Annotated in this window: 12 protein-coding genes; 9 read left to right on the top strand and 3 right to left on the bottom strand. The window is 69.3% G+C overall.

Annotated elements, in window-relative coordinates; translation table 11 throughout:
* Nucleotides 1-66 precede the first annotated feature (66 nt).
* The 7 genes from OHA18_RS22860 (at nucleotide 67) to OHA18_RS22830 (ending at nucleotide 8,528) form a co-directional block, all read left to right on the top strand.
* Nucleotides 67-1,524: a glycoside hydrolase family 76 protein gene (locus OHA18_RS22860; protein ID WP_328997301.1), complete on the top strand. Its 1,458-nt coding sequence runs from the start codon at nucleotides 67-69 to the stop codon at nucleotides 1,522-1,524.
* Nucleotides 1,525-1,675: 151 nt separating this feature from the next.
* Complete coding sequence (locus OHA18_RS22855) at nucleotides 1,676-3,835, top strand: septum formation family protein (RefSeq protein WP_328997300.1); 2,160 nt, start codon at nucleotides 1,676-1,678, stop codon at nucleotides 3,833-3,835.
* A complete protein-coding gene (locus OHA18_RS22850; protein ID WP_328997299.1) occupies nucleotides 3,832-4,311 on the top strand; it encodes a hypothetical protein in 480 nt (159 codons plus the stop codon). Before OHA18_RS22855 ends, OHA18_RS22850 begins: the two co-directional genes overlap by 4 nt.
* Nucleotides 4,304-6,778: an Hsp70 family protein gene (locus OHA18_RS22845; protein ID WP_328997298.1), complete on the top strand. Its 2,475-nt coding sequence runs from the start codon at nucleotides 4,304-4,306 to the stop codon at nucleotides 6,776-6,778. Before OHA18_RS22850 ends, OHA18_RS22845 begins: the two co-directional genes overlap by 8 nt.
* On the top strand, nucleotides 6,775-7,737 hold the full coding sequence (locus OHA18_RS22840) for a hypothetical protein (RefSeq protein ID WP_328997297.1): 963 nt from the start codon (nucleotides 6,775-6,777) through the stop codon (nucleotides 7,735-7,737). The genes OHA18_RS22845 and OHA18_RS22840 overlap by 4 nt, the downstream gene beginning before the upstream one ends.
* A gap of 15 nt (nucleotides 7,738-7,752) precedes the next feature.
* Complete coding sequence (locus OHA18_RS22835) at nucleotides 7,753-8,244, top strand: DUF2505 domain-containing protein (RefSeq protein ID WP_328997296.1); 492 nt, start codon at nucleotides 7,753-7,755, stop codon at nucleotides 8,242-8,244.
* A gap of 74 nt (nucleotides 8,245-8,318) precedes the next feature.
* Entirely contained in the window at nucleotides 8,319-8,528 is a 210-nt protein-coding gene (locus OHA18_RS22830; RefSeq protein WP_328997295.1) for a hypothetical protein, read from the top strand.
* 1 nt (nucleotide 8,529) lies between these two features.
* Here the strand turns inward: OHA18_RS22830 and OHA18_RS22825 are convergent, their stop codons facing one another.
* Nucleotides 8,530-9,396, bottom strand: coding sequence for an alpha/beta fold hydrolase (locus OHA18_RS22825; protein WP_328997294.1), 867 nt, complete (start codon nucleotides 9,394-9,396; stop codon nucleotides 8,530-8,532).
* A gap of 140 nt (nucleotides 9,397-9,536) precedes the next feature.
* Here OHA18_RS22825 and OHA18_RS22820 point away from each other — a divergent pair, with 140 nt between their 5' ends.
* Nucleotides 9,537-10,169 carry a TetR/AcrR family transcriptional regulator gene (locus OHA18_RS22820; RefSeq protein ID WP_328997293.1) on the top strand — a complete coding sequence of 211 codons (633 nt, stop codon included), beginning with the start codon at nucleotides 9,537-9,539 and terminating at the stop codon, nucleotides 10,167-10,169.
* Here OHA18_RS22820 and pruA read toward each other — a convergent pair.
* Nucleotides 10,166-11,794, bottom strand: coding sequence for an L-glutamate gamma-semialdehyde dehydrogenase (gene pruA / locus OHA18_RS22815; protein WP_328997292.1), 1,629 nt, complete (start codon nucleotides 11,792-11,794; stop codon nucleotides 10,166-10,168). The genes OHA18_RS22820 and pruA overlap by 4 nt on opposite strands.
* 180 nt (nucleotides 11,795-11,974) lie before the next feature.
* On the opposite strand from pruA, the gene OHA18_RS22810 reads away from it, so the two are divergent.
* Entirely contained in the window at nucleotides 11,975-12,364 is a 390-nt protein-coding gene (locus tag OHA18_RS22810; RefSeq protein ID WP_328997291.1) for a nuclear transport factor 2 family protein, read from the top strand.
* Here the strand turns inward: OHA18_RS22810 and OHA18_RS22805 are convergent, their stop codons facing one another.
* Complete coding sequence (locus OHA18_RS22805) at nucleotides 12,365-12,829, bottom strand: VOC family protein (protein ID WP_328997290.1); 465 nt, start codon at nucleotides 12,827-12,829, stop codon at nucleotides 12,365-12,367.
* Between the last annotated feature and the right edge of the window lie 24 nt (nucleotides 12,830-12,853).

The raw sequence follows: 12,853 nt of genomic DNA, 5'->3' as shown, positions 1-12,853 counted from the left end.
GGGCTGGAGGCGGGCACCTACCTTCGGTGACACCGCATTCTTCCTACCGCCCCGGGGAGATCCGTGATGTCCGTTGGAATCGTTTCCAGTCTTGCCCTGCTCATCGCTCCCCTCGGCGCGCCCCCACCGGCGCCGGTGACGCCGGAGGTGAACATGTCCACCCAGGCAACGATCTGCAACAAGTACTGCGACGCCCGCGACCCCGCGCTCGCCCCGAAGGACCGCACGCCGGTCTCGACGACCCTGTTCGGCCGCACGATCACGCTGCACATCGACGACGACGACGCGATGGGCTGGGCCTCGATCGAGAACGGCAACCACGGCGACGAGATCTGGCTGGACCGCTCGATGGACGGCGGCCGTACCTGGTCCGACGGCAGCCGCCTCGGCAACGCCGCGATCCCCGCCGGACAACGCGGCTGGCGCACCTTGATGTACAACGTCGACGACTGGAACAACCTCGGCGTCGGCGCCCTCCGTGCGTGCGGCATGGCCGGCGACCGCGCGGACATCGCCTGTACGCCGTGGGCGCGCGCAACCTGGAACGCCTGGGACCGTCGTACGGCGGCCGCGACCGCGTTGATGCAGGACTACAACCTGTCCACCGGGCTGTTCGACACCACCGGCTGGTGGAACTCGGCCAACGCGCTCAACGCATTGATCGACAACATCCGCGTCAGTGGCATGCACAGCTACGAGTACGCGATCGCCCGTACGTACGACCTCAACCTCAGCAAGGCCGAAGGGCAGTTCCGCAACGACTACATCGACGACACCGGCTGGTGGGGTCTGGCCTGGGTCGCGGCGTACGACGTCACCGGCGACGCCCGGTACCTGCAGACGGCACGCGCCGACGCCGACCACATGGCGGCGTACTGGGACAACACCTGCGGCGGCGGGGTCTGGTGGAGTGAGGCGAAGACGTACAAGAACGCGATCTCGAACTCGCTCTACATCCAGCTCAACGCGCAGTTGCACACCCGGGTCGCGGGCGACTCGACGTACCTGCAGCGCGCGCAGTCCGGCTGGACCTGGTTCCAGCAGACCGGGATGATCAACGGCTCGAACCTGGTCAACGACGGCATCGACCTGTCCACCTGTAAGAACAACGGCGACACGGCGTGGACGTACAACCAGGGCGTGCTGATCGGCGCGCTCACTGAGTTGTCCAAGGCAACGAACAACTCGGCGTACCTGACCTCCGCTCGCCAGCTCGCCGACGCATCCACCACCGCGTCGTCGCTGCACACGGCAGACGGCATCCTGCGCGAGCCTTGCGAGGACGGCGACTGCGGCGGCGACGGCCCGTCGTTCAAGGGCGCGCACGTCCGCGGCCTCGGCAAGTTGAACGCGGTCCTCTCCGACCACCCGTACACGTCCTACCTGCAACGCCAGTCCGACCGCGCCTTCACCGCCGACCGCACCCCGATGGACCAGTACGGCCTCCGCTGGTACGGCCCCGTCGACAAACTCGACGCAGCCCGCCAGCAATCCGCCCTCGACCTCCTCAACACCGCCCCCTGATTCAGGTTCGATCCAGGAGACATCTACGGCCGATCCAGGGTGGGTCCAGAGCGGTACGAACGCGCCTTCGGGCGGCTCGACGCGGTGCGAAGGTGGTTGAACGGGCCGGCGAGCGTCGGTTCGAAACCGCCTGACACCTGGGGGTGAGCCGGTGCCCGATCCGATCGTCGACGAGTTGCGCAGACTGGCCGGGCCGGAGCTCTACCGGCGCAACGCCTTCCGTATCAGTGGATTGCTCGCCGACGCGGATGGGCGGACCACCCGGCAGGTCGCGCAGCGGCTGCGCGCGGCACTGGAGATGGGCGCCGACATCGACCTCGGTACGGCGACCTCCCGCGACCCGCACGAGATCCAGGCCGCCTGCGACCTGATCCTGGGCGACCCCCGCCGACGACTGGTGCACGAGGTGTTCGCACCGTGGGGCACGGATGTCTCCGACTGCGGCTGCCCGCTCGAGCTGCACAAGAACCACGACCTCGCGGTGAAGGCGCACAGCACAGCGATCGCTCGTGAGCAGTCCTCCGAATGGGGCCTGACCCCACCGGACAGCGACTGGACCCGCGCCCGGCAGAACTGGGGCAAGGTCGTCGGCGCCGCCGCGCTGTCACGCCACCTGCAGGCCCGGGTCCGGGACCTGGACGACCGGCAACTCGATCGGTCGGCCGTCGAGGAGATCCGGCGCGAGCTGCCGCGAGCGCTGACCCAACCGGCCGTCGACCTCGCGGTGTCCGGCCCGGCCGCCCGCGCCGCCCGGCTCGTCTCGCACGCCGGGCGGTTCCCGAAGGCGGACGCTCTGCATCGCCGTATGCTCGAGTCCGCGGCCTCCCCGCTGTACGAGGACCTCGAGGACCGGCGTACGCAGATCGCCCAGCAGATCGGCGACGAACCGGTCGAGCCGATCGTCGCCGAGATCGAGACCGAGCTCCTGCCGCGCCTGCAACGCCTTGACGCGCTGCTGCCATCCGGCAAGAACCATCGGACCGCCGCGCTGCACAACCAGCTCGCGATCCTGCTGAACAACTGCGCGGTCGAGCTGATCAACCGTGGCGAGGTGAGCGACGGCCGCGCCGAGCAGTACCTGGATCGAGCCGCGGCGCTCGCCCTCGATCAGCACGAGATCTCGCTGGTGCGCGAGAACCGGCGGATGCTCGACGAGAACCGGCGGTCGATGGAGGAGTTCCGCGGGCAGGTCGACTACCTGTACCGGATGCAGGGCAAGTACGCCGCTCAGCGGCTGCTCCGGGAGGTTCGCCGCCAGACCCATTCGCCGGCGTTGCTGGCCGAGATCGACCAGATGCTCGCCAGCATCTCCGCGGGCCGCTCTCCCGTCTCCCCCTACCGCCCACCGACCAAACAGCGCCCAACCAAACAGCGTCCTACCAAACAGCGTCAGACCAGACAGCGTCAGACCAGACAGCGTCCGGCCGGGCCGCCGCGTACTCGTCGCCGGCGGCGTGCGCGGGCACTCGTGATCTGGCTGATCGTCCTGGCGCTGATCGGACTCGGCGTCTGGCACTGGTGGCCGCGAAACGTCAACGTCTACAACGAAAAGATCGCCGACAACGCGCCGGCCGGGACCTGCCTCGGCAAGCAGGCCGACGACTGGCTGTCCGAGCCGACCAAGCTCCGTCGCAGCGACTGCGGCAAGCAGCATTGGGGCGAGGTCCTCGCGTACGTACGGATCTCCAGGACGCCCGCGCCGTACCCCGGAGACGCCCAGGCGACCGCGCTGGCCAACTTCCAGTGCGGCGAGGCGCTCGCGCAGCAGCACCTGAACCCGGCGGAGTACGACGTCAACGCGATCCATGCGCCGGCGCAATACTGGAACACCGGCAAGAACCAGAGCAAGTACGAGAACTACGCGGCCTGCGTGATCCATCGCCACGACAACGTGGACATCCCGGGCGGCGGAGTGGCGAAGCCGAGCCTGCCGAACGTACCGAAACCGGTGTCGATGAGCGTGTTCGCCACAGACATCGCGCAGAACGCGCCGGTCGGCGCCTGCGTGCGGGATCCGATCCCGGACCAGCTCACCGCCGAGGTCGCGATCGTGCGCTGCACCGAGTGGCACTGGGCACAGATCTTCGGCTACCCCACGCTCTACAAGCCCGGTCAGCCGTGGCCCGGCGACGACGCCGTGATCGCGCAGGCACAGAAGGCCTGTGCCCGCGGGGTTCCCGGCCTGGCCGGCTTCACCACCTGGGCCGGTTCGCCGGACGCGAGTTGGTGGAGCGAGCCGAAGCAGGTCAAGTACGCCTACTGCCTGGTGCACCGCGCCGACAACAAACCGTTCAAGGGAGCGCTCAAATGACCTGGGCCGCAGTCCGCCAGTGGCGGCAGCACAAGGCATTCCGGATCGCCGCGCCGCGCTGGTCAGGGACGGAGTACGGCGACCTGGACCGGTACCTAGCGGAGCTCAGCGACGTACCTGCTCCGGAATCCGGGGACGACGACGCACTGGCGGAGGCGGCGACCAATCTCTGGCGGGCCCGGCGGAAGCTTGCTCAGGGCAACGACGGCCAGGGCAAGCAGGCCGCCCGCTACCTGCGGACCTGCACCGAGGCGCTCGCCACCGCCGGGATCAGCATCCAGGATCACGACGGTGAGCCCTTCCACGCCGGTCGGTCGGTCGACGTACTGCTCTACTCCGACGACCCGGACGTGACGGTCGAGACCGTCGTCGAGACGGTGCGGCCGGCGGTGTACCACCACGACCGCCGGATCCAGACCGCTCAGGTGATCGTCGCCGTACCCAGCAAAGCCGACAGTGAGGAAAGCCATGCGTGACACCATCGACATCGGGATCGACCTCGGTACGACGAACAGCGCGATCGCCCTGGCCGAGGGCGACGCGGTGGCGGTGATCAAGAACGTCGAGAGTCAGGACACGACGCCGTCGGCGATCTGGATTCCGCGCGCGGGTGAGATCCGGGTCGGCAAGAAGGCGCGCGACCGGGTGGAAGGCGACCCGGACAACACCGCCGCCGAGTTCAAGCTGGAGATGGGTCTCGCGGACGTGACCCACACCTTCACCCGGGCCGGTGTCGGGCTCACGCCGCCGCAACTGTCGGCGGAGGTGCTGAAGACGTTGCGGAGCAGCGCGACCAGATACCTGAACGGTGAGGTCCCGACCGCTGCGGTGATCACGGTCCCGGCCGCCTTCGCGCTGAACCAGAACAAGGCGACGGTCGAGGCGGCGACGCTGGCGGGCTTCGTACCCGGTTCGCCGCTGCTGCAGGAGCCGACCGCGGCCGCGTTCGCCTACGGCCTGCAGGACACGAGCGACCGCGCGTACTGGATGGTGTTCGACTTCGGCGGTGGGACCTTCGACGCGGCGGTGATCAACAAGCGCGACGGCGAACTGCGGGTGCTGCACCACGCCGGCGATCCCTACCTGGGCGGCAAGCTGATCGACTGGGCCCTGGTCGAACGCGTCCTCGCACCGGCCGCGGCGGCCGAGCTGGGTCTGACCGGCTTCTCGCGGGACAACCCGGACCACCGGCGGAACTTCGCCCGGATGAAGGCAGCGGCCGAGGAGGCGAAGATCGCGCTGTCCGGCATCACGTCGACGTCGGTACTGATCGAGCTGGACACGCCGGGCGGCCTCGAGACGTTCGACTTCACCCTCACGCGCGACGGGCTCGACCGGGTCGCCGAGCCGTACTACGTTCGCGCGATCAACCTGTGCCGGGAGGCGATGCGCGAGAACGGCCTGTCGCCGGACGCGATCGACAAGCTGCTGCTGGTCGGCGGCGTCACGCTCTCGCCCGGCCTGCGCGAGCGGCTCGCGGACCCGGCCGACGGGATCGGCATCGAACTCGAGACCCGGCTCGACCCGTCGACCGTGGTGGCTCGCGGCGCCGCCGTGTTCGCGAGCACGATCCGGCATCCCGCGCCGCTGGCCGCTGCGCCGGCGGCGGGCGAGTTCGCCGTCGAGCTCTCGTACGAGCCGGCCGTCACGGCGACCACGACAACCGTGGCCGGGCGGCTGCGCGCCGGTCGCGACCTGGACTGGACCGGGTACTCCGTGGTGCTGGCGAACCCCGAAGGACGGCCGCCGTTCCGTACTGCGAACATCGCGCTGAACCGGGTCGGCGCCTTCGCGACCGAGGTCGACGTGGACGAGCGGCGTACGTCGCGCTTCACCATCGAGCTGATCGACCCGGCCGGCGCTCCGCAGAAGGTCGTCCCGAACACGCTGTCGATCACGCACCGGACCGAGACGTTCGGTGGTGCACGGCTCGCGCACTCGCTCGGCATCCAGCTGGCCGACACGACGTTCTCACCGCTGCTGCGCAAGGGCGCCGGCGTACCGACGACGGCCCGCGAGACGTTCCGTACGTCGAGCACACTGCTCCGGCGCGACGACGAGGCGATGATCCGGATCCCCGTGGTCCAGGGCGAGCGGGTGCGGGCGAACCGGAACCGGCCCGTCGGTCAACTGACGATCCGGCCGGTCGATCTGCGGATGGACCTGCCGTCCGGGACCGAGGTCGAGGTCACGTTCGAGGTGGACGCGTCGAACCTCGTGACGGTGGTGGCCGACGTACCGCTGATCGGGGCGCAGTTCGAGGCCGAGATCGATCTCGGGTCGGTGCGGACACCGTCGTCCGACGTACTCACGCAGCAGTTGGCGGAAGCCGAGGATCGGTTCGAGGTATTGCAGCGGTCCGCGGAGTTGCCGGATGTGGATGATCGGCTGCGGCGGCTCGAGGCCGAGGGCACGTTGCCGGTCGTTCGGGAGCAGGTGCGGGCGGCGGCCACGGATGCCGGCGCTGCGGCGACGGCCGAGGATCGGTTGCGGGACTTCCAGGCGGAGCTCGACGACATCGACGAGCTGGCGGAGCTGCCTCGCCGTACGGGCGAGCTGCTCGATCTGCTCGCCGAGGCCGGTGAGCTGGTGCAGCAGGCCGGTGCGGTGCGGGACGAGCAGGAGCTGACGGCGTTGCGCGAGCAGGCCCAGCAGGCGATCGACGAGCGCGACCTGAACGCGATCGACTCGGTCGCGGAGCGGACCGCGGTGTTCATGGCGCGGCTGCATCGGCGGCAACCCGGATGGTACGAGGACGCGTACTGGGCGATCGTCCAGCAGCCCGGGCTGTTGCCGGCGACCGTGGAGGCCGACCGGCTGGTTCGCGAGGGGCGGGACGCGATCAACAAGCGCGACCAGCGGACGGTGGAACACGTCGTACAGCAGATGATCCGCCTGCTGCCACGGGACGAACGCGAAACAATCATCGGACTGACCAAATGACCGCGATCATCACCGACCTCCGCCACCAGGTCGCCCTGAGCCGAGCCGCAGACACCGCCCGCCAAGGCGATCTCGCCGGAGCCGCGGCCCTGCTGGTCGAGCTCGACAACTCAGGCGACGCCTCCCCAGAGGTCCTGGACCTACTGGCCCGAATCCGAGCCCAGCAGAAGAACTGGCCCGAGGCCGATGCGCTCTGGGCCCGAGTACAGGAGGCGGTCGCTACCGAACAGGAGCCGCCCGCGACGGAGATGCTTGCGGGGGCGACGGCAGGGCGCAAGACGATTGCGGCGATTCGCGCGCGGCGGCGGGCCTCGCGTCCGGTGCTGCCGATCGTGGCGGGAGCGGCCGCGATTGTCCTGGTTGCGGCGGTTGGGGTGGTCGCCCTCGATCGCAGCTCAGATGAGCCATTCACGCAGCCGCCCTCGTCGCAACCGGCACCTACGTCGGGGACCACCAGCATCACGCCTGGGGCGGAGGAGCGGGCGGCTGAGTTGGCTCGGCGGCTGGCGGCGTTGGAGGCTGCGCAGCGGGCCTCGGCGGCGACTGCGGGGAAAGAGCTGGATGTGATCCAGCGGCGGGTTGCGGGGCCGGGTGTGGTGGTGCAGCGGGAGCCGAATGCGGTGCGCGTGCTGTTCGGCGACGGGCTGTTCGCGGCCGGGACGGAGCTCAGCTCGACCGGCACGACTGCGCTCGATGCGTTGGGCAAGCGACTCCAAGGGCTGCGGGCGGCGATCACCGTGACGGGGTACTCGGTTGTTGTGCCGGGTGGGAGTGGTTCGGGCGGCTCGCGGACGGGGTTGTTGCGGGCGCGGGCAGCGACGCAGGATTTGAGTGCGGCGTCGGGGTTGCCGTTGACGGCGTTCAGCATGCAGTCCGGCGATCAGGCGCACCCGCCGTTCCACACCGACGCGCAGAACCGCACCGTCACCGTCACGCTCACCCCGGTGGCCGACCGGTAATGCCATGATGAACGCATGGAGCTGAAGCTGTCGGCGTCGTACGACGCCACCCCCGAGGAAGTGTTCGCGATCGTCACGGACACCACCTTCCGCGAGCAGGCCTGCGAGAAGACCAAGGCACTGTCGTACGACGTGCAGGTGAGCACGTCGGGCGGCGACACCGTCGTCCGGGTCAGCCGGAAGATGCCGGCCACCGACATCCCCGACATGGCGCGCAAGTTCGTCGGCGACACGCTGACCGTCGTACAGACCGAGACCTGGCACCCCGCCGCGGCCGACGGTTCGCGGACGGCGGATGTGTCCGGCGAGATCTCGAACACGCCGGTGACGCTGAAGGGCACCGCGAGCATCGACAAGTCCAGTGGTCAGACCGTCCAGGCGATCAACCTCGACGTGAAGGTCGCCGTACCGCTGATCGGGAAGAAGCTGGAGCCGATCGTCGTCGACGCCATCCGCTCCGGCCTGGTGAAGGAGCACGACCTCGGCCGCGAGTGGAGCGCGAAGTAGCCGTGTCGCTGCAGTGACTGCGTCACCTCCGGTGGCAACCTGAGAAGAAGGTTGCACCGGAGGTGACTCGTTTCATGCGAAGTTCCCAGCGAATCAAGCGCGATCGGACCCCGCCTGCCGTCGACGCCGCGCAGTACTGCGCCTTCTGCGCGACTGTCATGCCGTTCGAGCGGATCGAGCCGTCGGACTACCTGGTCGACGAACCGGACGAGTGGATCTGCATCAAGTGCGGATCCGCGCTCCTGGTCGACCCGCCACTACAGCAGGCCACTCGCACCGCCTGATCTACAGCGGCGGCCCGAAGGCGCAGATCACCCGGCTCGCGTGGGCCGGGTCGAGCGCGTTGGCGACCAGCTGAGCGACTGTCGGGTCGAACGCCAGGCCGACGTGGCCGACCGGGTCCAGCGGGCAACTGTCCTGGACGTACTCGTTGGTCACGCCAGGCTCGCGGATGAACGACGTCTCGTGCGGAGTCACGAGCGCGTCGAAGCGCGATGCGATCACCGTGTACTTCGTGCCGGCCTGCGCGATCGGGCCCGTAGTCACCGCCTTGACGGCCGATCCGCCGACGATGAGCTCGTCACAGGCCGCGCAGCCGAACCGCTGCAGCACCTGATCGACCAGCGGTCCGAGCCCGAGATAATCCCCGACGCTGACGAGACCGCCGAACGTCGTACCGTGCGTCGGCGGCGCCAGGGCGACCACCTGGCCGACCTGGGCGGCGTACCCGCGGACCTTCGGACCGTAGATGCTCTGGAAGGCGCCCTCGGAGTGACCGACGAGGTCGACCTTCGCGGCGCCGGTCGCCGTGCGGACCCGCTGCACGAAGGCCTCGATCTCGGCGGACGACTGGGCGATGGAGACCGTCCCGCCGACCGGGATGTTCGGGTCGGCCTGGCCGTAGGTGAGCGTGAAGGCGCAGTACCCCTTCGCGGCCAGGAACGGCCCGAGGTACGAGTAGTTGCCGGGACCGTTGCCGCCGAGTCCGTGCAGCAGGACGAGCGGGTCGGGGTGCGCGGCCGACGGCTTGCAGGACCAGTTGTCGAACCCCGACGACGGCGCGGCACTTGCCGTGGTCGGCGAGGTGACCGAGGCGGTCAGCAGGACGGCAGCGAACAGGCCGGCGGCTGTCCGCCGGAAGCGATTGCGCATGACAACTCCCCGTGGTGGTGTCGGTCGGTGACCAGTGAACCACGGTTAGTTGAACATGGGTGCTGGTTACAAACAAGAGCTCGGGTTCGAAATAAGTTCCCGTCGGTTACGAAGCCGGTACCCGGGGTAGTGTCCAGCGCATGAGCAGGACCATACGGGGACTCGACGCCGAGCAACGCCGGGCCGAACGACGCGAGCAGCTGCTGGACGCGGCGCTCAAGCTGTTCGCCGCCGAGGGCTATCTCGGTACGTCGATCGAACAGATCTGCAGTACCGCGTTCATCGGGACGAAGAGCTTCTACGAACTCTTCGCCAGCCGGGAGGAGTGTTATCTCGCCCTGCTCCAGCGCACGTCCGAGCGCCTCGAGGAAGCGGTGGCCGGCGCCGCCGCGCAGGCCGTCGGCAACGAGCGGCAGGAGGCACCGCGGTTGCTGGCGATCTTCGTGCACGCGCTGGTCGACGACCCGCGGATCACGAAGGTCACCTTCGGCATGGCGTCCGGCATCTCGGCGGCGGTCGAGCGGCAACGGCGCACCAACCGCCGCTGGGCCGCCGGCTTCCTGGTGCAGCTCTGGGACCGGTACGACGGGCCGCAGCCGGACGAGCAGCGCACCGTCCGGCACCGGGTCGCGATCGGGCTCGTCGGCGGCATGTTCGACCTGATCTCGGACTGGCTGCTGGACGCCGACCTGTCCGACCAGGGCCAGATCGAGACCCTGGTCGACGACATCACAAGCTTCTACATCACCGTCCGCCGAGGACTAGCCCGCTAGCCCTGGTGCGGGTACCGGTAGTCCGTCGGCGGGGCGAAGGTCTCCTTCATCGAGCGCGGGGACGCCCAGCGGATCAGGTTCCACATCGAGCCGGCCTTGTCGTTCGTACCGGACGCACGCGCCCCGCCGAACGGCTGCTGCCCGACGACCGCGCCGGTCGGCTTGTCGTTCACGTAGAAGTTCCCGGCCGCGAACCGCAGGTACTCCGAGGCTTCCGCGACCGCGTGCCGGTCCTGCGCGATGACCGCACCGGTCAGCCCGTACGGCGCCGAGTGCTCCATGCCGCGCATCACCGCGTCGTAGTCACCGTCGTCGTACACGTGCACGCCGAGGATCGGGCCGAAGTACTCGGTGGTGAAGATCTCGTCGGTCGGGTCGTCGGAGACCAGCAGCGTCGGGCGGACGAAGTACCCCTCGCTGTCGTCGTAGGTGCCACCGGCAACGACCTGGATGGAGTCGGTCGCCGCAGCCCGGTCCAGCGCGGCCTTGTGCTTGGCGAACGCGCGGTCGTCGATCACCGCGCCGATGAAGTTCGACAGGTCCGTGACGTCGCCCATGGTCAGCGAGTCGGTCTCGGCGACGATGTCGTCGCGGATCCGGTCCCAGACCGAGCGAGCGACGTACGCGCGGGAGGCGGCCGAGCACTTCTGGCCCTGGTACTCGAACGCGCCGCGGACCATCGCGGTCTTCAGCACCGCCGGGTCGGCCGACGGGTGCGCCAGGATGAAGTCCTTGCCGCCGGTCTCGCCGACCAGCCGCGGGTAGGTCTTGTACGACGCGATGTTCGTCCCGACCGTGCCCCAGAGGGACTGGAACGTCTTCGTCGAGCCGGTGAAGTGGATGCCGGCCAGGTCGGGGTGGGTCAGCGCGGCCTTGCTGACCTCGATGCCGTCACCGGTGACCAGGTTGATCACGCCGGCCGGCAGGCCCGCGGCCTCGAGCAGCCGCATCGTCCAGTGCGCCGCGAACTGCTGCGTCGGCGACGGCTTCCAGACCACGGTGTTGCCCATCAGCGCCGGCGCGGTCGGCAGGTTGCCGGCGATCGCGGTGAAGTTGAACGGCGTGATCGCGTAGACGAACCCCTCCAGCGGCCGGTAGTCGACCCGGTTCCACACGCCCGGGGACGAGATCGGCTGGTCGCTGACGATCTGCCGCGCGAACGCCACGTTGAACCGGAGGAAGTCGATCAGCTCGCAGGCTGCGTCGATCTCGGCCTGCTGGATCGTCTTCGACTGGCCGAGCATGGTGGCTGCGTTCAGGGTGTCGCGCCACGGGCCGGCCAGCAGGTCGGCGGCCTTCAGGAAGATTGCGGCGCGGTCGTCGAAGGAGAGCGAGCGCCAGGACGGAGCTGCCGCGAGCGCCGCAACGACGGCGCTGCGGCCGTCCGCCTCGGTCGCGTTGCCGAGCGTGCCGAGCACGTGCGCGTGCTTGTGCGGCTGCACCACCTCGACCGGGGCGCCGCCGCCCAGCTTCTGCTCTCCACCGATCGTGCAGGTCAGGTCGATCGCACCCGCCGCACTGAACTCCTTGAGCTTCGTCTCCAGGCTCGCGCGCTCGGCCGAACCGGGCGCATACCCCTTGACGGGCTCGTTGGCAGGCGTCGGGACGACGGTGACGGCATCCATGGCTGTGCGGCTCCTCGATCGTGTGGTGGATCGTCCAGTTGGCACCGGCTACAGGTGGGCCGGCGCGCCTTCATCGTGCCACGCCGAACCCGCGAACCACGAACCCGACTGGTCTACCTGTGGACGGCCCATTTGTAGCATACGTTTCACCTGACCACCGTCCCCCCATCGAGGAGCACCATGCACCCGGACGACCGGATCGCCATCACCGACCTGATCAACCAGCACGGCCACCTGGTCGACGCCAGCGAACGCTTCGACGAGCTCTTCACCGCCGACGTCCAGTACGACGTGACCGACCTGGGCGGCGGTGTGATCACCGGCGCTACCGCCCTGTGGGAGGCCGGGCTGGCTCTGGGGGACAACAACCCGGTCGCGCACCACGTGACGAACGTCGTCCTGACCGAGGTCGGCCCCGACGAGGTCGCCGCGAAGTCCAAGGGGCTCGGTGTGATGGCCGACGGGTCCTGCGGGAGTGTGACCTACGAGGACACGGTGGTGCGGACCGCGGAGGGTTGGCGGATCAGCCACCGCCGAGTACTCGCCCGCCGCCGCCCGCTCGGCCGATAGTCAGCGCCGCCAGGGCATGTGCTGCAGCGTCCAGGTGTTGCCGTCCGGGTCCTCGAACCAGGCGTAGAACACCCCGCCGAGGTCCTCGGTCTCGCTGACCTCGACGCCCCGGCCGATCAACTCCTGCCGGGACGCCTCGATGTCCTTCACCACCAGATGCAGCCCGCGCAACGTGCCGGGCGGCATGTCGAGCTGCGGCAGCCCGGTGACGAGCGTGATCGAGCAGAAGGAGCCGGGCGGGGTGAGCTGCACGATGCGCACGCCGTCGGCCGGCGAGACGTCCACGTCGACGTGGAACCCGGCCTGCTCGGCGTAGAACTGCTTGGCCCGGTCGACGTCCGTGACCGGCACCGGCACGAGCTCCAGCAGATACGCACCCGGCTTGACCTCCGCGGCGGCCGGATCGTCCGGGATCTCGGACGCATCCGCCGGGATCTCGGTCGTCGTCGGCGGCACCTCACTCATGCAGACTCCCCCTCACGCGAACTC

Origin of the sequence: Kribbella sp. NBC_00709 (assembly GCF_036226565.1) — a bacterium.
In the GTDB taxonomy this organism is placed as follows: domain Bacteria; phylum Actinomycetota; class Actinomycetes; order Propionibacteriales; family Kribbellaceae; genus Kribbella.
This window is presented reverse-complemented; position numbering and strand designations above follow the sequence as displayed.

Bases quoted from the DNA above. Each gene is read 5' to 3' on its own strand.
- OHA18_RS22825 (WP_328997294.1), bottom strand. From the start codon at position 9,396: ATGCGCAATCGCTTCCGGCGGACAGCCGCCGGCCTGTTCGCTGCCGTC.
- OHA18_RS22830 (WP_328997295.1), top strand. From the start codon at position 8,319: ATGCGAAGTTCCCAGCGAATCAAGCGCGATCGGACCCCGCCTGCCGTC.
- OHA18_RS22820 (WP_328997293.1), top strand. From the start codon at position 9,537: ATGAGCAGGACCATACGGGGACTCGACGCCGAGCAACGCCGGGCCGAA.
- OHA18_RS22860 (WP_328997301.1), top strand. From the start codon at position 67: ATGTCCGTTGGAATCGTTTCCAGTCTTGCCCTGCTCATCGCTCCCCTC.
- OHA18_RS22835 (WP_328997296.1), top strand. From the start codon at position 7,753: ATGGAGCTGAAGCTGTCGGCGTCGTACGACGCCACCCCCGAGGAAGTG.
- OHA18_RS22850 (WP_328997299.1), top strand. From the start codon at position 3,832: ATGACCTGGGCCGCAGTCCGCCAGTGGCGGCAGCACAAGGCATTCCGG.
- OHA18_RS22810 (WP_328997291.1), top strand. From the start codon at position 11,975: ATGCACCCGGACGACCGGATCGCCATCACCGACCTGATCAACCAGCAC.
- OHA18_RS22840 (WP_328997297.1), top strand. From the start codon at position 6,775: ATGACCGCGATCATCACCGACCTCCGCCACCAGGTCGCCCTGAGCCGA.
- OHA18_RS22805 (WP_328997290.1), bottom strand. From the start codon at position 12,829: ATGAGTGAGGTGCCGCCGACGACGACCGAGATCCCGGCGGATGCGTCC.
- OHA18_RS22845 (WP_328997298.1), top strand. From the start codon at position 4,304: ATGCGTGACACCATCGACATCGGGATCGACCTCGGTACGACGAACAGC.
- pruA (WP_328997292.1), bottom strand. From the start codon at position 11,794: ATGGATGCCGTCACCGTCGTCCCGACGCCTGCCAACGAGCCCGTCAAG.